General features: G+C 62.2%; 18 protein-coding genes, 1 tRNA gene and 1 pseudogene. 12 read left to right on the forward strand and 8 right to left on the reverse strand.

What is annotated here, in order from left to right; translation table 11 throughout:
- Positions 1-128: 128 nt before the first annotated feature.
- The 6 genes from F758_RS0114720 (at position 129) to F758_RS0114745 (ending at position 6,560) form a co-directional block, all read left to right on the forward strand.
- Positions 129-1,193 (forward strand): zinc-binding metallopeptidase family protein, encoded by a 1,065-nt coding sequence (locus F758_RS0114720; RefSeq protein ID WP_024508566.1) that lies wholly within the window; start codon positions 129-131, stop codon positions 1,191-1,193.
- Between the two features lie 82 nt (positions 1,194-1,275).
- Entirely contained in the window at positions 1,276-1,485 is a 210-nt protein-coding gene (locus tag F758_RS0114725) for a hypothetical protein (protein ID WP_035722086.1), read from the forward strand.
- A gap of 113 nt (positions 1,486-1,598) precedes the next feature.
- Positions 1,599-3,107, forward strand: coding sequence for an aspartate ammonia-lyase (locus F758_RS0114730; protein WP_245286501.1), 1,509 nt, complete (start codon positions 1,599-1,601; stop codon positions 3,105-3,107).
- 147 nt (positions 3,108-3,254) lie between these two features.
- Complete coding sequence (locus tag F758_RS0114735) at positions 3,255-5,267, forward strand: acetyl-CoA carboxylase biotin carboxylase subunit (RefSeq protein WP_024508569.1); 2,013 nt, start codon at positions 3,255-3,257, stop codon at positions 5,265-5,267.
- Positions 5,268-5,397: 130 nt separating this feature from the next.
- Entirely contained in the window at positions 5,398-6,264 is an 867-nt protein-coding gene (locus tag F758_RS0114740; RefSeq protein WP_024508570.1) for an isocitrate lyase/PEP mutase family protein, read from the forward strand.
- The gene (locus F758_RS0114745) at positions 6,261-6,560 is read left to right on the forward strand and encodes an acylphosphatase (protein WP_024508571.1); all 300 of its coding nucleotides are present in this window, start codon (positions 6,261-6,263) and stop codon (positions 6,558-6,560) included. Before F758_RS0114740 ends, F758_RS0114745 begins: the two co-directional genes overlap by 4 nt.
- A 5-nt stretch (positions 6,561-6,565) precedes the next feature.
- Here F758_RS0114745 and F758_RS0114750 read toward each other — a convergent pair whose 3' ends face one another.
- The 3 genes from F758_RS0114750 to F758_RS0114760 form a co-directional block, all read right to left on the reverse strand.
- Positions 6,566-8,086 (reverse strand): PAS domain-containing hybrid sensor histidine kinase/response regulator family protein, encoded by a 1,521-nt coding sequence (locus F758_RS0114750; RefSeq protein WP_024508572.1) that lies wholly within the window; start codon positions 8,084-8,086, stop codon positions 6,566-6,568.
- A gap of 90 nt (positions 8,087-8,176) precedes the next feature.
- Positions 8,177-8,401 (reverse strand): hypothetical protein, encoded by a 225-nt coding sequence (locus F758_RS0114755; RefSeq protein ID WP_024508573.1) that lies wholly within the window; start codon positions 8,399-8,401, stop codon positions 8,177-8,179.
- A 26-nt stretch (positions 8,402-8,427) separates the two neighbouring features.
- Positions 8,428-9,285, reverse strand: coding sequence for a LysR family transcriptional regulator (locus F758_RS0114760; RefSeq protein WP_024508574.1), 858 nt, complete (start codon positions 9,283-9,285; stop codon positions 8,428-8,430).
- A 112-nt stretch (positions 9,286-9,397) separates the two neighbouring features.
- Here F758_RS0114760 and F758_RS0114765 point away from each other — a divergent pair, with 112 nt between their 5' ends.
- Positions 9,398-9,826: a tautomerase family protein gene (locus F758_RS0114765; RefSeq protein WP_024508575.1), complete on the forward strand. Its 429-nt coding sequence runs from the start codon at positions 9,398-9,400 to the stop codon at positions 9,824-9,826.
- Between the two features lie 4 nt (positions 9,827-9,830).
- On the opposite strand, the gene lipB is transcribed toward F758_RS0114765, so the two are convergent.
- The gene (lipB, locus tag F758_RS0114770) at positions 9,831-10,556 is read right to left on the reverse strand and encodes a lipoyl(octanoyl) transferase LipB (RefSeq protein ID WP_024508576.1); all 726 of its coding nucleotides are present in this window, start codon (positions 10,554-10,556) and stop codon (positions 9,831-9,833) included.
- 65 nt (positions 10,557-10,621) lie between these two features.
- On the opposite strand from lipB, the gene F758_RS0114775 reads away from it, so the two are divergent.
- The 3 genes from F758_RS0114775 (at position 10,622) to F758_RS50840 (ending at position 12,087) form a co-directional block, all read left to right on the forward strand.
- Positions 10,622-10,864: a FliM/FliN family flagellar motor switch protein gene (locus F758_RS0114775; RefSeq protein ID WP_024508577.1), complete on the forward strand. Its 243-nt coding sequence runs from the start codon at positions 10,622-10,624 to the stop codon at positions 10,862-10,864.
- A 117-nt stretch (positions 10,865-10,981) separates the two neighbouring features.
- Positions 10,982-11,066 (forward strand) — tRNA-Leu (locus F758_RS0114780).
- Between the two features lie 817 nt (positions 11,067-11,883).
- Positions 11,884-12,087: a response regulator gene (locus F758_RS50840; RefSeq protein ID WP_024508578.1), complete on the forward strand. Its 204-nt coding sequence runs from the start codon at positions 11,884-11,886 to the stop codon at positions 12,085-12,087.
- 357 nt (positions 12,088-12,444) lie between these two features.
- Here the strand turns inward: F758_RS50840 and F758_RS0114790 are convergent, their stop codons facing one another.
- From F758_RS0114790 to F758_RS52785, 3 genes are all read right to left on the reverse strand, one after another.
- Positions 12,445-12,738 carry a hypothetical protein gene (locus tag F758_RS0114790; protein ID WP_024508579.1) on the reverse strand — a complete coding sequence of 98 codons (294 nt, stop codon included), beginning with the start codon at positions 12,736-12,738 and terminating at the stop codon, positions 12,445-12,447.
- Positions 12,739-12,921: 183 nt separating this feature from the next.
- Positions 12,922-13,113, reverse strand: a complete 192-nt coding sequence (locus tag F758_RS0114795; RefSeq protein ID WP_024508580.1) for a hypothetical protein — start codon at positions 13,111-13,113, stop codon at positions 12,922-12,924.
- A gap of 133 nt (positions 13,114-13,246) precedes the next feature.
- The gene (locus F758_RS52785) at positions 13,247-13,381 is read right to left on the reverse strand and encodes a hypothetical protein (RefSeq protein WP_283805861.1); all 135 of its coding nucleotides are present in this window, start codon (positions 13,379-13,381) and stop codon (positions 13,247-13,249) included.
- 503 nt (positions 13,382-13,884) lie between these two features.
- Here F758_RS52785 and F758_RS44000 point away from each other — a divergent pair.
- Positions 13,885-14,164, forward strand: a pseudogene (locus tag F758_RS44000) (DUF1488 family protein).
- A 1,062-nt stretch (positions 14,165-15,226) separates the two neighbouring features.
- Here the strand turns inward: F758_RS44000 and F758_RS0114815 are convergent.
- Positions 15,227-15,685, reverse strand: a complete 459-nt coding sequence (locus tag F758_RS0114815) for a nuclear transport factor 2 family protein (RefSeq protein WP_024508582.1) — start codon at positions 15,683-15,685, stop codon at positions 15,227-15,229.
- Positions 15,686-16,100: 415 nt separating this feature from the next.
- Here F758_RS0114815 and F758_RS0114830 point away from each other — a divergent pair, with 415 nt between their 5' ends.
- A complete protein-coding gene (locus F758_RS0114830; RefSeq protein WP_024508583.1) occupies positions 16,101-17,027 on the forward strand; it encodes an alpha/beta hydrolase in 927 nt (308 codons plus the stop codon).
- The last annotated feature ends 144 nt before the right edge of the window (positions 17,028-17,171 follow it).

Genomic DNA, 17,171 nt, shown 5'->3' on the forward strand with positions numbered 1-17,171 from the left:
CGTTGGGGAAACGCACACAAGAAAACGCAGGCCTTGGCAAATCGTTCCGCGGCAACGGAACCATGTCGGCCCGATCCGCGTCTTTGCCGGGCGCGCGCTGCAAATTATTCACCTGCCGGATCGGTCCCGTGAAGCTGTTCGTCTGTCAGGCCTGCGGCAACGTCCTTTATTTCGAAAACCGCACGTGCACCCGCTGCGGTCACGGCTTGGCATTTCTGCCGGAGAAGGCGACGATGTCCGCGATCGAGCCTGAAGGCGAAACCTTTCGGACGCTGGCGGACGGGGGCAGAGGCCGCGCGTTCTGTGCGAATGCCGCTTTCGACGCGTGCAACTGGCTGACCGAACCCGGCGAGCGCTATTGCCGCGCCTGCCGTCACAACGGCACGGTGCCGGATCTGTCGGCCCCCGTGCGTCTCGCGCGCTGGCGTGAACTCGAGGCGGCAAAACACCGGCTGTTCTATTCGCTGCTCCGCTGGAATCTGCCGGTGAGGACGCGTGCCGAAGACCCCGAGCACGGGCTGATCTTCAACTTCCTCGCCGATGATCCAGCGCGTGGACAGCGCATCACGACGGGCCATGACAACGGGCAGATCACGATCGCGCTGACCGAGGCGGACGAACTCGAACGCGAGAGGCGCCGGCTCGAGATGGGCGAGCCCTACCGCACGCTGCTCGGCCATTTCCGGCATGAGGTCGGCCATTATTTCTGGGACGTGCTGGTGCGCGATGGCGGCAGACTCAACACCTGCCGCGCAATGTTCGGCGACGACTCCATGGATTACGGACAGGCGCTGCAGCGCCACTACGCCGAAGGGCCGCCGCAGGATTGGCGGGAAAATTTCGTCTCCGCCTACGCCACCATGCACCCCTGGGAGGATTTTGCCGAGACCTGGGCGCATTATCTGCACATCGTCGACACACTGGAAATGGCGGCAGCCTTCGGTATCGAGGTGAGACCTTCCGCCGACCGGATCGGCGGACTGTCGGCGCAGATCGCCTTTGATCCCTATGGGGTGGGAAGCCTTGATGCGATCATTGCGGCATGGCTGCCATTTACCTTCGCCATGAACAGCATCAATCGCGCGATGGGCACGCGCGATCTCTATCCTTTCGTGCTGTCACCCGCAGTGATCGAAAAGCTGCGCTTCATCCATCGGCTGGTGCAGGATGTCGCCAAGCCGCAAGGGAGGTAATCCGAGGCGCCGCTGTTCCCTGTTGACATGCGAGAACAAAAATAGAACATGACGCTTGTGGCGATCAGGGGGAATGGCTTCGATGTCATCCAGCTCAAAGCGGCAAGGGATGGAGGATGACGAACTGGAGAGCGCGGTGGATGAGGCCATTGCCGCCTGCGATGGAGACATGCGTGCGACCATTCGCGCACTTATCGTTGCCAATAATTTTCTTGAATGCGAGGTCAGCGAGCTGATGAAGGCGGTTTCGCACGCCTATGTGCGCGGACGTTTTCAGAGCTATTCCGGCTGATCCCGCCTGCATCCCGCCAAGAAGCGGCGCTTGAACGCGCCGACGCAGCGGGTCATCATCCCGCGAATCCAACTGAGCGGGCTTGCTGTACGCAACATTGAAGGGATCATCCAGTGGCCGTCACTACGTCTTCCGCTGAAACGCCTGCCGGCGAAGCTCGTCCAAGCGTCCAGCTTGCTACCACGCAGACGATCGAGCTGTCGCGGACCACGATGCGCCGGGAGCACGACCTGCTCGGCGAACGCGACGTTCCGTCGGACGCCTATTGGGGCGTCCACACCATGCGAGCCGTCGAAAACTTTCCAATTACGGGTGTCCCGGTGGGGCACTTCCCGAATTTCGTGCGCGCGCTGGTCTATGTGAAGCAGGCGGCCGCGCGCGCCAATCGGCGGCTCGGCCACCTTTCCGCGGAGAAGGCCGACGCCATCGACCGGGCCTGCAGCATCATCGCCGACGGCAAGCATCACGACCAATTCGTGGTCGATGCCGTGCAGGGCGGCGCTGGCACCTCGACGAACATGAATACCAACGAGGTCGTCGCCAACGTCGCGCTGGAATGCATGGGGCGCGCGAAGGGAGACTATGCGGCGCTGCACCCCAATGACGACGTCAACATGTCGCAATCGACCAATGACTCCTATCCAACAGCCCTGCGCCTTGCCGTGATCTTTGCCGCCGAGCCTTTGATCGCGGCGTTGGACGAATTGGCCTATGCCTTCAAAGCCAAAGCGGTGGAATTCGGCGACGTGCTCAAGATCGGCCGCACGCAGCTCCAGGATGCAGTGCCGATGACGCTCGGTCAGGAATTCGATGCGTATTTCGTGACCATCAAGGAAGACGAGTCACGGATCAGGGAAGCTGCGGCGTTGTTCCGCGAGGTCAACCTCGGCGCGACCGCGATCGGGACCGGCATCAACACCGATCCGCGTTATGCGGCGCTCGCGATCGAGGAGCTTGCGCGCATCTCAAAACAACCGCTGGTGCCGGCATCGAACCTGATCGAGGCGACATCGGACATGGGCGCATTCGTCTTGTTCTCGGGCGTGCTCAAGCGGGTCGCGGTCAAGCTCTCCAAGATCTGCAACGATCTGCGGCTGCTCTCCAGCGGCCCGCGCGCCGGGCTTGCGGAAATTCGCTTACCTGCCGTGCAGGCGGGATCGTCGATCATGCCCGGCAAGGTCAATCCTGTTATTCCCGAGGTCGTTAACCAGGTCGCTTTCATGGTGATCGGGCACGACATGACGGTGACGATGTGCGCCGAGGGCGGCCAGCTCCAACTCAACGCTTTCGAGCCGACCATCGGCTATTGCCTTTTGTCGTCGCTGCGCCATCTCACTGCGGCGATCACCACGCTGACGACGCGTTGCGTCAACGGGATCGAGGCAGACCGCGAGCGTTGCCGCGCGCTAGTCGAGGATTCGATCGGGCTCGTCACCGCGCTCGGTCCGACGCTCGGCTATGATGCGTCCTCGCGCGTCGCCAAACGCGCGCTGAGCGAAAAGCGGAAAATCGCCGACATCGTGCTGGAGGAGGGGCTCTTGACGCGCCAGCAGCTCGATGAGCTCTTGAAGCTGGAGGCCATGACCGCGCCCTCGCGCGTGCGAAGCGGACGCACGGGGTAGAGCACCCGAACCAAAATCGGCCCAGAACTGCGCATTTGCGGCAGATCAGCCGTTGCCTCAGCCCCGTTTTGCTGTAGACGGAATGTGACATCCGCCCCGCCTGCAAGGCTCGCGGGAGGAGCCCGCCTAAGGTCCTGAAAACAAAAGATGTTCAAGAAAATCCTGATCGCAAATCGCGGCGAGATCGCCTGCCGGATCGTCAAGACCGCCCGCCGTATGGGTATCCAGACAGTGGCCGTTTATTCCGAGGCCGACCGCGACGCGCTGCATGTCGAAATGGCCGATGAGGCCGTGTTGATCGGTCCGCCGCAGGCCGCCGAGAGCTATCTGGTGATCGACAAGATCATTGAGGCCTGCCGCAAGACCGGGGTGGAGGCCGTCCATCCCGGCTACGGATTTCTGTCCGAGCGCGAGGCCTTTCCGCGCGCGCTCGCGAAGGCGGGCGTCGTCTTCATCGGCCCCAATCCGGATGCGATCGCGGCGATGGGCGACAAGATCGAATCCAAGAAAGCGGCGGCCAAAGCCAAGGTCTCGACCGTTCCCGGCTATCTTGGCGTCATCGAGGATGACAAACACGCGGTCCGCATCGCCGATGAGATCGGCTATCCGGTGATGATCAAGGCTTCCGCCGGCGGCGGCGGCAAGGGCATGCGCATCGCCTACTCGACGGCCGAGGTCGCCGAAGGATTCAAGCTCGCCAAGGCCGAGGCAAAATCTTCTTTCGGCGACGATCGCGTGTTCATCGAGAAATTCATCGTCGATCCCCGCCATATCGAGATCCAGGTGTTAGGGGACAAGCACGGCAACGTCATCTATCTCGGCGAGCGCGAATGTTCGATCCAGCGCCGCAATCAGAAGGTGATCGAGGAGGCGCCGTCACCGCTTCTGGACGAAAGCACACGGCGCAGGATGGGCGAGCAGGCGGTCGCGCTGGCCAAGGCCGTAAAGTATGACTCCGCAGGAACCGTCGAGTTTGTCGCGGGCCAGGACAAGAGCTTCTATTTCCTGGAAATGAACACGCGCCTGCAGGTCGAACATCCCGTGACCGAACTGGTCACCGGCATCGATCTCGTCGAGCAGATGATCCGCGTCGCGGCGGGCGAAAAACTGCAGCTCACGCAAAAGGACGTCACGCTCACGGGCTGGGCGGTGGAATCGCGCGTCTATGCCGAGGATCCCTTTCGCAATTTCCTGCCCTCGGTCGGCCGCCTCGTCAAATACCGGCCGCCGCCAGAGAGCAGCGCCAACGGCATCACCGTGCGCAACGATACCGGCGTGCAGGAGGGCGGGGAGATCTCGATCTATTACGATCCGATGATCGCGAAGCTCGTCACCCACGCGCCGTCGCGCGCGGCCGCCGTCGAAGCGCAATCGACCGCGCTCGATGCGTTCTATGTCGACGGCATCCGGCACAACATTCCGTTCCTGTCGGCTTTGATGAACCATCCGCGCTGGCGTGAAGGCAAACTCTCCACCGGCTTCATCGCGGAGGAGTTTCCGCGGGGCTTCTCGCCGCAGCATCCCGAAGGCGAGATCGCGCGCCGGATCGCCGCAGTCGGCGCCGCCATCGACCACGTGCTCGGCGAGCGCAAGCGGCAGATCTCTGGCCAGATGCAGGGACGCCCGGTGCGCCGCGAGCGACGGCGCGCGGTGTGGCTCGATCACGATGAGGTCCTGCTCGACATCGTGCGCGAGGATGGCGGCATCGCGGTGCGATTCGTCACCGACGGCGAGCTGGGCAGTCCGCATCATCTGGTCTCGCCCTGGAAGCCGGGCGAGCCCGTGTGGGAAGGCACCATCGATGGTCTCTTGATCGCGGTGCAGGTGCGCCCGATTCCCAACGGCGTGCGGCTTGCCCATCAGGGTGTCGAAGTCCCCGTCTATGTCTTCACCGAGGCGGAAGCCGCCTCTGCCCGGCTGATGCCGGTCGTGGCCGCGGCCGATACCGGCAAGAAGCTGTTGTGCCCGATGCCGGGGCTCGTGGTTTCGATCGCAGTCACTGAAGGGCAGGAGGTCAAGGCCGGCGAGACGCTTGCAGTGGTCGAGGCGATGAAGATGCAGAACGTGTTGCGCGCGGAGCAGGACGGCACGGTGAAGAAGATCTATGCGTCTCCGGGCGCCACGCTGGCCGTGGATGCGTTGATTTTGGAATTTGCGTGAGTTGCACTGTCATTCCGGGGCGCGTGTAAGCGCGAACCCGAAAATCTCGAGATTCCGGTTTCGATGCTTCGCATCGCCCCGGAATGACGGTGAGCCAAACTGCCACTGTTGGTGACCTGAAGAGACCTTCATGACGTTCCGTCAGCGCAGAGAGAAATTGCGGTCGGTGCTTGCGGGATCGTCCTGCATCCGTCCGGGCTCGGTCTATGATGCGATCTCGATCCGCATTGCGGAGGATCTCGGATTCGACGTCGGCATGTTCGGCGGCTCGGTGGCTTCGCTCGCGGTGCTCGGCGATCCCGACATCGCGCTGATCACGCTGACCGAGCTTACCGAACAGATGCGGCGGATGTCGCGTGCAGCTCAGTTGCCGGTCCTGGTCGATGCCGACCACGGCTATGGCAATGCGCTCAATGTCCGCCGTACCGTGCAGGAATTGGAGGTGGCCGGTGCGGGTGGCCTCACCATCGAAGACACGCTGCTGCCGCAGGCGTTCGGCGAAGCGAAGACGCGGCTGATTTCGCTGGAAGAGGGCGTCGGCAAGATGAAGGCGGCGCTCGACGGCCGCGGCGATCCCTCGCTCGTCATCATCGGCCGTACCGGCGCTACATCGATCACCTCGCTTGAGGATGCGATCGCACGCGCGAAGGCCTATGAGGCGACGGGTGTCGACGCGCTGTTCTTCACCGGTATCAAGCGCACTACGGAGCTCGAAGCGCTCTCCGCCGCAACACGGCTCCCGATCGTGCTTGGCGGGGCGCCGGACGAGATGAACGATCTCGGTTATCTGGCCTCCCTGCGCGTGCGGATCGCGCTGCAGGGCCATGCGCCCATTGCCGCCGCAACGCAAGCGGTTTTCGAGACGCTTAAGGCGCTGCGTGAAGGAATCTCGCCAAAGCAGCTAAAGGGTCTTGCTTCTTCGGATCTCTCCAACCAAGTCACGCGCGATGCGGCGACGAAAGCGCGTGCCGCGGATTTTCTCGGGCTCAGGCGATGACCCACGCGATCCTCTTGGTGCGGATTCAAGGCAGAGTACAGGGCGTCGGATACCGCGCCTGGGTCGAGTACCAGGCGCAGGCTGCCGGGCTCGAGGGCTGGGTACGCAATCGCCGCGATGGCAGCGTGGAGGCGCTGTTCGCAGGCGCCGCGCCTACGGTTGCCGAGTTGGTGAGGTTGTGCCAGCAGGGGCCACCTTCGGCCTATGTCAGCGCCGTGCTCAACGAGCCTGCCGAGCCTCACCAGCTCAATCTGCGCCGGCCGGGCGAGAGCTTTTCGGTGCTTCCGACCGTTTGATTAGTCTAGCGCCGCAGGCCGGCGATCGCCCGGCTGAGCTGGTGGATTTCATAGGGCTTGCGCAGGATCGGAAAATCGCCGCGGACGTCGCCGGCCGCCTCGCTATAGCCGGTGGCCAGCAGCACCGGCAGGCCGGGACGACTCTCCCTCAGGCGGCGCGCAAGCCCAAGGCCATCGAGCTTGCCGGGCATGACGATATCGGAAAACACGAGATCAATGTCCTGGCGCTCGATCTCGCGCAGCGCGGCGTCGGCGTCCGCAACCCGGAGGACCCTGTAGCCGAGTTGCTCCAGCAAATGGCGGCTCACGGAAGCGACGTCCGGATTGTCTTCCACCAGAAGCACAGTACCGCATCCGCCGAGCTCGACGGCTTCGCCCTGGTCCGGCCGGTGCTCCACATGCTGCCGCGGCAACAGGATGGTCAGCTTGGCGCCCTTGCCGAGCTCGCTTTCCACCCTGACAGTGCCGCCAGCCTGATGCGCGAAGCCATGGACCTGCGACAGACCCAATCCCGTTCCCTTGCCAACGGGCTTGGTCGTGAAGAATGGATCGAAGATTTTGCCGAGAATATCGGGCGCGATGCCCTGGCCCGTGTCCTTGACGCCGACCGCGACGAAGTCGCCCGCATTCGGTCCTTCGTTGATCGTCTCGTTGTGCGCAAATATTGTGATCGTGCCGCCCACGGGCATGGCGTCGCGCGCATTGATCACGAGGTTGACCAGCGCGGTCTCGAACTCCGCGATGTCAACCGTCACCGGCCAGATATCCGGCGTCATCTCGAAGACGAGGCGCACGGCGCTGCCGACGCCGGTGTCCAGCACCTCGCGAATGGCCTCGATTCTTTCGGCCAGATTGACTGGCTCGGGATTGACGCTCTGGCGGCGGGCGAAGGTTAGCAGCTGACCGGTCAAGGCGGCGCCGCGCTTGGTCGCGTTCTCGATCGCCGCGACGGCGCGCTGCATTTTGGGGTCGTTGCCGGCGCCCCGTTTGAGCGCATGCAGGCTGCCGCTGATGATCATCAGGAGATTGTTGAAGTCGTGCGCGACGCCCCCGGTCAGTTGCCCCAGCGCATCGAGCTTCTGCGACTCGGCAAGCTGCTTCTGCATCTGCTCGAGCTTGAGTTGGGCTTCGCGCCGCTCGGTGACGTCGCGGGTGATCTTGGCGTAGCCGATAAGCTCGCCATCCTCATAGATCGGATCGATGACCACGCTCGCCCAGAAGAAGGTGCCGTCCTTGCGGACGCGCCAGCCTTCGTCCTCGTAGCGGCCCTGTTCCCGCGCGATGCGAAGCGCCCGGGCGGGCTTGCCGTTGGCGCGGTCGGTCTCGGTGTAGAAGCGGGAGAAATGCTGGCCTACGATCTCTTCGGGGAAGTAGCCCTTGATGCGCTGGCCGCCGATGTTCCAACTGGTGATGATCCCGTTCGGATCCAGCATATAGAGTGCGTAATCGGCAACGCCCTCGACGAGAAGACGGAAACTGCGTTCGCTCTCGAACAAGTCCCTCTGTTGCTTGACCTTTTGAACCATCAGGACCCCGCCTTGACGCGGGCAAACGCATGCGCCCGAACTTTGTTCCGCGGCACGGCCCTTTTCCCCTGAATTCGGGTCGCTGTCCACTCAGCCAGCCAACGCACGAACCTGAAGCCAGCGGCGGAAGGCAACCACGGCCCAGACAGCCTCCACCAGGCCGAAGGGCCAAGCGCCCTGCAGGAAGCCATAGGCAGAGCCGAGCGCGCAGGCGCCCGCAAAGGCAAGGATATACCACACACTGCGCGCTTCCAGCGCGTAGCACACGAGCATCAGGGTGACGGCGAACAGGCCGAACAGGGTCAGGGCATCCATTTGCATTTGGTTCGTTTTGCCTCTGGCTAGGCGGATTTGGCGACGCTGCGGAAGGTGGCCGCCAGCGTTCGCAACGCGGCAAGCTTGGCAGGCTCGCTCACCTTGGAGTGCAACATTACCTTCGATCTGCCAAGCTGCGGCAGGCCGTGCGCGGGGCCGATGTCGCGCAGAGCGGCCGGCGCGATGCGCCGGGCGAGCGGCGCCACCGCCAATCCGGCCAGCGCGGCCGCGACCACGGCCGCCACGCCGCCGCCGACAAACGCTTCTTTCCAGGCGGTGCCCGCCTTCTCCAGTGCGCGCAGCGCGGTTGCACGCACGCCGCAGGGCGGCGCCAGCACGGCAAGCCGCAACGGCTCGCCGCCACGCCAGGCAAAGCGGGACGAGGCGAACCAGCCGAACTCATCTTCCGTCAATTTCTCACCGCCGCGCCGGCTGCCTTCCTGCCGCACGACCACCGCATCGAGCTCGCCACGATCGTAAGCGTCGAGCAGTTCGCGGGAGAAGCCGATCGTCACCGACAGCACGAGCTGCGAGGACGACGCATGCAGCCGCTCGAGCAGCGGCACGAGCTCGCCACCGGCGGCATGATCGCTGATTCCAAGCGTCAAGTGTTGCGTCAGGACAGCGGGTGCGGAGAGGGCGCGCTCGTGCGCGTCCATGAGAGCGCGGGCATGCGCAACAAAGGCGCTCCCATCCGCGGTCAAGCGCACCGCGCGCGGCGAGCGTTCGACCAGCCGCTTGCCTAGCGTCGCCTCGAGCCGTTGCAGCTTCAGGCTGACTGCGGCCTGCGTCGTGCCGAGCACTTCGGCCGCGCGGGTAAAACTCTGCAATTCCGCAACCAGCAGGAAGGCCTGGACGGTCGCGATGTCGAGGATGTTTGTCATTATGAATGGTTATCATTGTTATCCATCGAGATAAGATACCAAAATGATGGGTGCAGGTCTATTTCTCCCGGGCGAGGCGAAAGCCTCGCGCCAAAGACAAAGGAGAACGATCATGCCCCTGATCACCGTCACATATTCGACCGCTCGTGAGCGGCCGCAACTGAAGACTGAAATCGCGTCCGCGGTGAACGAGCTCACTGCAAAGATCCTGCGCAAGGACCCCAAGGTGACTGCCGTCATCGTCAAGGCGGTCGATGCCGCGGATTGGTTCGCCGGCGGCAGGTCGCTGGCGGAAGCGAAGCTCGCGAGCTACTGGCTCGACGTGCATGTCGTCGATGGCACCAACACCAAGGACGAGAAGGCGGCCTATCTCGCCGCGATCCATCAGCGCATGGGCGAGTTGCTCGGGCCGCTGCACCACGAGAGCTATGCTCACGTGGATGAGGTGAAGGCGGACGCCTATGGCTTTGGCGGCCTGAGCCAGGAGCGGCGCTATATCGCGCGCAAGCTCGAGGTGGCGCCGGACCAGGCGGCGGCTTGAGCTCTCAAGCGGTCGCTTCCGCCAAGCGGGCCTTTGTGGCGCCGAAAATCTCCTCAAAGGCCTGCCGCAGCGCGATGTCGACATCTGCCATGGTGACGAGATGACCGAGATCGACCAGTGAGGTGACGCCATAGCGCGGGTCGACGACGCCGCAGGGCACAATGGCGGAGAAATGCGAAAGGTCCGGCTCGACGTTGAGCGCGATCCCGTGGAAGGAGACCCAGCGCTTGAGCCGCACGCCGATGGCGGCGATCTTGTCCTCGAAGCCAGGGCCCTTGTCCGGCCGCTTCACCCAGACGCCGACGCGCTCCTCACGCCGCTCGCCGCGGACATTGAAGGCCGCGAGGGTGCGGATGATCCATTCCTCCAGACTGGCGACATAGGCGCGTATGTCCGGCCGACGCCGCTTCAGGTCCAGCATGACATAGGCGACCCGCTGGCCCGGACCGTGATAGGTCACTTGGCCGCCGCGCCCGGTCGCGAACAGGGGAAAGCGGGCCTCCAGGAGGTCGCCGGAGTTCCCGGAGGTGCCGGACGTATAGAGTGGAGGGTGCTCCAAGAGCCACACCAGCTCGGGCGCCTCTTGGGCCGCGATGGCTGCCGCGCGCGCCTCCATGGCCGCGACCGCGTCCAGGTAGGGGATGAGCGAATCCGAAATCCGCCATTCCACCGCATTGCCGGCCGGCCCCGCAAAGGGCGTCAAATCGAGGTTTTCGCGGCCATTAACCATTGGCTAACCATAACGTGGTGATGTCTTCCAGGTAGCCATCTAGTCCCGGTTTCGGCGGTTCAAAAGTGTCAACTCTCGATAAAGTCACCGTCGACCTCATGGTCGTCCTGGGGACTTCCACCATGCCCATCCACCAAGTCCTCCGGCTGTCGCGCGGCGCCATCATCGAACTGGACGCCACCGAGGCGGATGAGGTCAAGGTGCTCGCCAATAATCTGCCCGTTGCCAGCGGGGTCGTGCTGGTCGACCGCAACCGCATCGCGGTTGAGGTCAAGCAGATGCTGCCGAAATCCCCAGGGACCCGGTAAAATCCCAAAAAGCCATCGCAAAACCTTGGGTTTGGACACCCGTCAGGCCTTGTCCCGCCGGGGTCGATTTGTTACATCGGCGCCGTTGATCCGGCGCCTTCGCCGGCATTCCCAAGCGCGCTCGTGGCGGAACTGGTAGACGCGCTGCCTTGAGGTGGCAGTGAGTAACATCGTGGGGGTTCGAGTCCCTCCGAGCGCACCAAAGGTCCCGCGTTTGGTCCTAAAATCATCAGTTCTTGGAAATTGCCTGTGGGGTTGCGACACCGCGTCCGTCTGGCATGAAACCCCCATCTCGCGGCGCGTTTCGCGTCCGAGTTCTGAAGATTGGGGCGCCCTCGGAAGAGGGCGCAGGGAATGCCGGGCGCTGGCCGCACCCATGGCCCGCCTGCAGTAAGAAAAGCAGGCGGCAGTCACCACAGGTTCAGCCGAGACATCCCGGCATTCCCCGCGCGATGGTTTGACGGCGTATACGCGCTCTCCCCGGGGACCGGCTTTCTTGCCCCCGACTGCGCGAGGCGTAAGCCTCGTCGCACGGCATCAGCACCGGGATGCCAGGACCACACGATTTGACCGTGCGCATCGCGTTGTTCGTCCGCATGAAGCATCATGCTGCAACCCGACGCGCCCACCGCATCCCGCACCCGACGTTTCGTGACGATCGCGATACGCCCCTCATGCGAGGCGGGACGCGGATATAAGATATCAATTTCTGAAAAAACGAAAGAAGAATATTTTTCGTGCGTGGGCTGGACAGGGGTGATCCAATTGAAACGCCTCCGAAAATGAGTTTTTGCGTCAGTCGTTTCGGCCGCCATCGCGCGTGCACATCGCGCCGGGTCGAAGGTTCTCATCACGGCGGGCTACGCCGGCGACGTTCGCACGAGGGCCGCCTCGAGGCTGGCACCAAGCTGCTCAGCAAGCCGTTTTCCCCGGCGGAGCTTGGCGGCAGGGTGCGCGATCTGTTAAACCAGTGAAACGCCCCCGCTCGTCGCATCCTCGTCGTCGAAGACGAATTCCTCTTGAGCCTGCTGCTCACGGATATGCTCTCGGAGAGGGGCTTCGTCACCGAAGCCGCAACAAACTTCGAGGAAGCTGTCCTGAAGGCGAGAAGTACGCTCCACGAGCTCGCGGCCGCCGTCGTGGATCTCGGGCTTCCCGACGGCATGGCGATGGATTGGTTGGGGAGCTTCGGGCCCTTCGGCCAGACATCCCCATCGTCCTGACTACTGGCTATACCGACGATAAGCTACGGCAACGCTTCACGCCTGTGGCGCGGCTTCAAATTCTTATGAAGCCCTTCGATGCGGATCAGTTGATCGCCGCGTTTGAGCGAATGGGGGTTCACTCGTAGCTGCTGAATCGATCGCCACCTCCAGAGGCGGAGCCACGACACCAATGCTGTGGATACGGGAGCTGCTGCTCAAGTGTCGGTCGCAGCGATGGGCATCAGCCGGACCGCAACCCAGATGACAGCTCTCCGGCGACTCGATCCCCAAAGACGTGTTCGCGTGGCGTGCACCTCCTGCGTATCGATCAAGCTGGTTTAGGCGGCACGCTGTAGAACCGAAGCAGTCGCCGTCTCAGTGTTGAACCTCTTTCAAGCTAATGACGACACCTGTCGGTTCCGGCTGGTGCGTGGTCAGCTTCCTAAAATCCGCATCGCTCCAATCAGCAAGGCTCACTATCTCTCCCTCCTGAGCTTCCATTCCAGGAACCTCGAGCAGCTCCAACACGTGGAGTCCCCTGTCATCGAGGAAGAAGGTGTGATGCCCGAACATTTCGCAGAACTGCGCGACTGCCGGGTGATCCTCAGCAAGCACCTGTGCTCGAAATTGAGCCAGAGTCTTGCTTATCTGGGCTTCGTTCAACTTCATGATCTACTCCCGACGCCTGACATCTGAACGTCGTTGTTCTGCATTCGCCGACGAGCTTTCGTCGGCTCCTGAATATCTTCAAAGGCAACGCCGGCCCGCCCAGCTTGAACGGGCAACACCGCCATTCAGTACATCGGTCATACGCGAGCTGTCGGCTGGAGTGGCGGTTTGCAGCGCTCTCGCCTAGTCACGCGAGCTGCTCTGCCAAAGCGTTACCGCCACGACGAGCTCTGTGTAATCGGCGTCTTTGAATTCCTCATCCCAGCGCATCAGCTCGTGGGCGATCTTATGCGGCGTGTAGGCCGGGAAATTGAAGCCACCCGCAAGATGACGCGCGGCCGCAAGATCAATTGCTTCCTTCGTGATGTCCTTCATACGCCAAACCACGCTAGAGCGAGCCCATGATTATGCCGATGCCGCAATGGGCGATGTGCTCGCCGTCGCGGAGCCGCCTTTGCGGACACGATGAAATGAGCTTGCGTCAACACATCGGATGATCGCCCGATGCCTACTTCTTCTTGCTGGCAGCAAGTGTCGGCTCCCATGTTGTGGCCTTTCGACTTGGCGCGGCGGCGATTATCTTGATCTTCTCTTTTTTCGGCTTTTTGGCCTCCCGATTGCCCCTTTGCTGACCTTTGGCCATGTCGATCTCCTTTTTTATTGTGACAGAGGCGTCATCTAGCTGTGGCTAAGATCGTGATCACCGAATTTCGTCCGAGCCGGAAAGGTGAGGTGCGTTCAGGTGCGCACAATCCACTCGGCAAAACGAAACTGAGGCAACGCACGCTCCTTCTTCTTCGGCGGGAGCGTTCGTTACCCTCAGTCACCGGTAGATGCCGTGGAAAAGGACGGTGATGCATTAACCCTACGCTCCCGTTCTATGAATAGCGAGGACTAAAAACGGTGCAGGTAGCCCCAAAAAGGCGCGCTGCAGGAGAAGGGCTAGTTCGTGCCGCGACATCATACCGCGAGAAAAGGGTAGCCAACCGAGCCGAAAGAGCGCATGGTCCGCTAATATAGAGAGTGTTCGTCGGAGCTGCGTTGGTTCCAAAAGGCAGCCACTCATGACCATCCGCTGTCGGCGGGAAGTCGTTACTTTCAAACATCCATTCCAGATCAGGGGCATCGATCGGCAGTTGCCCGCAGGTGACACTCACACGAGGTCGCTTCGTCGGTTACGAATTCGCTCGCATGGTCATGCTGTTTTCAATGCACGATGGCCGAAGGGAGATACCGTGCGCAGTCTCGACCTCCGCCATGGATGATCTGGAAAGTGTCGCGCGGACCAGCCCGAGCCAGCGCGAGGCACAAATTCATGAGGCTTCGCGAGCAGATTGAAGAGCGCGCGGCTCGCAAATTCCTCGCGAAGGAGTTCGAAGGGACTCCTCCGGGTATTATCCTGCGCAGTATCGATTTCGCGAGCTAGCCCTAAAAGGAGACGGCGCTGCAGCGCGAGCAGTCGCTCCGCGGAACCGTCCGGGCTTCGGAATTGTTTCCAAGAGTGGAGCACCGTCACTGAGTTCGTCCACAGGGAAACAGCCTGCCGAGGCGCGAACGGCAATATGTGTGAAAAGGAGTCCGAGATGAACTCACAATGGAGGAGACTGTCTGCGGCTGAGCGTGAAGCCCAAAGAGTCTTTAAACAGCCGGAAAGCAAGAAGGCGCTCTCGGAGTATGAGCGCGATCAGAATGCATTACGCGAAAACCTCGGGCGCCTAAGGGCTGAACGATTGTCACGCGAGTCAATCGCAAAGAATACAGGTAGGAGCAAGAGTAAATGATCTGCTGAGTCCGGGGTGCCTTCGTGACTCCAGTCGCAAGCGGAGTGCCTCCAAGTCTTTGCACTTTCGAATTCTTAGTATCTAGGTGCGGGCGACGTCCACTTGATCCTGGAGTTCGTCGTACTTGTGTTGGCCTGGTAGCTCACGGCCCACCGAATCTGGGAATGTCCAACATGCGCAGTTCGAGAATGACCCCGCGGAAGTCCCCACGCCATCCTACCGCGGCACGTAGGGTAAGGGTCGTTCGATTGACGGATGACCTTCTCGAAAAGGTCGATGCATGGGCGCGCAGCCAAAAGGACGGGCCAAACCGATCAGAAGCCATTCGCCGGCTGGCGGAGATCGCGCTGGACAACCTTCTTGCGCAGCCTCGGCGTGCCGCTACCAAGCGAGAGCGCAAGAGTTCTCGAGACCGCGCACGGGAGCTGGCTTCAGATGTGATCGACCGGCTAGGTGACGTGGGTGCCACGTCCGAGGTCAGGGCGAACCGGAAAGGAAAGCTGATGCAGGGACCCGAAGAATTTCAGAACCTGCGGCGAGACAGGTCCCGTAGGTGACGCTGGCCATGTCGAGAGCCAAGACATGGGGCGCGAACAGTCTCGGTTGATTGGCGACATCGCACTTTCCGGCCCGGCCGCCGATGGCAACGAAATTCAAGGGACGAAGAACGGTACCCAAGCTGGGACGACGCAGTACCTTGCGTTTCGCTATTCGTTTTGGCCGCGGTGATACTCGTTGCGTTGGAGAACGCGGAAGCCGAACCAACCCCAATAGACGCAATGGCGCTGGATCAAGCCGTCGTCGTTGAGGTCCATCGCTTCGACGAAATCCATCTGCTCGCCTTTGCCAGCATCTCGCGGGTATTCCCAGATCAGCCGCTTGCCATCGGTGAGATAGCCCGTGCGGTAATACTGCCGTACCGGAGGCTTCCGAATCGCGAGAATGTCGAACAGCGGTCGAATCTCCTTATGACCGCGCAGATAGCCCCGATCGATTCCCAGAAGGTGCGGCACGAGTGGGCTCTCGAACCAGGCGTCTTCTGCATAAAGCGCCAGCAGCGCGTCCGCGTCATTGTGCGAGAGCGCGTCGTTCCAAGCAAAGTACATTCGCTCAATCGGCGTCGACCCCGCTGTCACTAGAGTCCTCGGCAGTGTGCTTTCGTCCATTGCGCCTCTCCATCATGCTACTTTGCTCCGAGCCCGACGGCGCTCGCATATTCGGTATCGACCTTGTGGGTCTTGGGATCTTCGTCGTCCATGAGCGCCTCCGTCAATTGCAGTGAACCTCGATTGATTTCGTGGGACGACTTTGGCGAACGCCTGCGATTGAGGAAGGTTTCCAATGATGGGCCGGGTTTCATCGTGCGCGACGGCGCGCATGATCGCGCATGATGATGCGTCGGCCTTTCCAGGGAATGGAGGGGCCCGGGTTGGGCAGACCCGTCAAGGAACGAGTTGGAGGCGGCCAATGTTTAGTGCGAATAGCAGGTGTTCGGTGTGAGCGTTCCACGCCTCTGAGCGCTCCTGAGGTTGCGTGACATGAAGATCAGCGGACCCATTCTGAGAGACACACCCAATGAGCATGAGTCGCAAAGAACTAACGTTCCCCTCGGGCAGTGATACATGCGCAGCGTGGTTGTACCCGGCGGGGGCCGATAAAGGCGCGAGACCTATTGTCGTAATGGCCCATGGATTGACCGGTACACGCCGAGACCGTCTTGGCGCGTTCGCCGGACGGTTTGCTGCCGCCGGGATCGTGGCGCTTGTGTTCGATTATCGAGGCTTCGGCGACAGCACGGGCGAGCCGGACCTATACGAACCTTCTCGCCAGTTGGAAGACTGGCATGCTGCCATCGCACTTGCTCGCTCTCTGCCCGACGTCGATGCCGGACGTGTCGCGGCGTTCGGCTCCTCGTCGGGCGGAGGCCACGCGCTTGCCGCAGCGGCGGCGGATCCCAGGGTGGCCGCGGCTATCAGCCAGGTTCCGATGCTCGACAGGGACACCCAGTCCTACAGCAAACCTCAGCAGGTCGTGGAGGAGGTGAAGGCCGCAGCAGCCGAAGGTCGCTATTTGCCTGCCGTGGGTCAGCCGGATGAGGCGGCGTTCATTAGCGCGCCTGGAGCCGAGATCGGTTGGCGTCGTGTCGTCGCAATCGGCGAGGAATCGCGATGGCGTAATCGCTGCTCAGCGGCTTGGTTGCTGGGGCCGCCTTATAGCCCGATCCAACATGCCGCCTCGCTTCACTGCCCCTGGCTGGTTTGCGTCGCCGCGGACGATCAGGTTGCCAAACCTGGGCCCGCAATTGACGCAGCACGAAGGGCCCCTAGAGGCGAGGTCCGCATTTATCCAGGTATCGATCATTTCGACATCTACGACGGGCCGGCCCACGAGGCCGTAGTTGCCGACGAGGTCGAGTTTCTCAGCCGCCATCTTCTAGGCAGAAACCTGTGCGGAGCGACCAAAGCCGGTTCGGAGCTCGGGCGAGTGCATCTACCCCCGTCCGATTGAGGTGGCAGCATCATTTCGAACCAATTCTTGCCGGCCTCAGGACCACCGCAAGGCGGGACGGGCTCCACATTCTGTTCGCCCGCCGCAGCACGATCGTATCCGTCGCTGCGTGCCTTCGCCTGAGTGACCCCGGTGTCGCGGAGC

The sequence above is a fragment of the Bradyrhizobium sp. ARR65 genome (assembly GCF_000472385.1).
Lineage (GTDB): Bacteria > Pseudomonadota > Alphaproteobacteria > Rhizobiales > Xanthobacteraceae > Bradyrhizobium.

Coding starts and splice junctions, on each gene's coding strand:
- F758_RS0114760 (WP_024508574.1), bottom strand. CDS start 9,285: ATGACAAACATCCTCGACATCGCGACCGTCCAGGCCTTCCTGCTGGTT.
- F758_RS0114795 (WP_024508580.1), bottom strand. CDS start 13,113: ATGAAGGACATCACGAAGGAAGCAATTGATCTTGCGGCCGCGCGTCAT.
- F758_RS0114740 (WP_024508570.1), top strand. CDS start 5,398: ATGACGTTCCGTCAGCGCAGAGAGAAATTGCGGTCGGTGCTTGCGGGA.
- F758_RS0114755 (WP_024508573.1), bottom strand. CDS start 8,401: ATGGATGCCCTGACCCTGTTCGGCCTGTTCGCCGTCACCCTGATGCTC.
- F758_RS0114790 (WP_024508579.1), bottom strand. CDS start 12,738: ATGAAGTTGAACGAAGCCCAGATAAGCAAGACTCTGGCTCAATTTCGA.
- F758_RS0114830 (WP_024508583.1), top strand. CDS start 16,101: ATGAGTCGCAAAGAACTAACGTTCCCCTCGGGCAGTGATACATGCGCA.
- F758_RS0114765 (WP_024508575.1), top strand. CDS start 9,398: ATGCCCCTGATCACCGTCACATATTCGACCGCTCGTGAGCGGCCGCAA.
- F758_RS0114735 (WP_024508569.1), top strand. CDS start 3,255: ATGTTCAAGAAAATCCTGATCGCAAATCGCGGCGAGATCGCCTGCCGG.
- F758_RS0114750 (WP_024508572.1), bottom strand. CDS start 8,086: ATGGTTCAAAAGGTCAAGCAACAGAGGGACTTGTTCGAGAGCGAACGC.
- F758_RS0114745 (WP_024508571.1), top strand. CDS start 6,261: ATGACCCACGCGATCCTCTTGGTGCGGATTCAAGGCAGAGTACAGGGC.
- F758_RS0114725 (WP_035722086.1), top strand. CDS start 1,276: ATGTCATCCAGCTCAAAGCGGCAAGGGATGGAGGATGACGAACTGGAG.
- lipB (WP_024508576.1), bottom strand. CDS start 10,556: ATGGTTAATGGCCGCGAAAACCTCGATTTGACGCCCTTTGCGGGGCCG.
- F758_RS0114815 (WP_024508582.1), bottom strand. CDS start 15,685: ATGGACGAAAGCACACTGCCGAGGACTCTAGTGACAGCGGGGTCGACG.
- F758_RS52785 (WP_283805861.1), bottom strand. CDS start 13,381: ATGGCCAAAGGTCAGCAAAGGGGCAATCGGGAGGCCAAAAAGCCGAAA.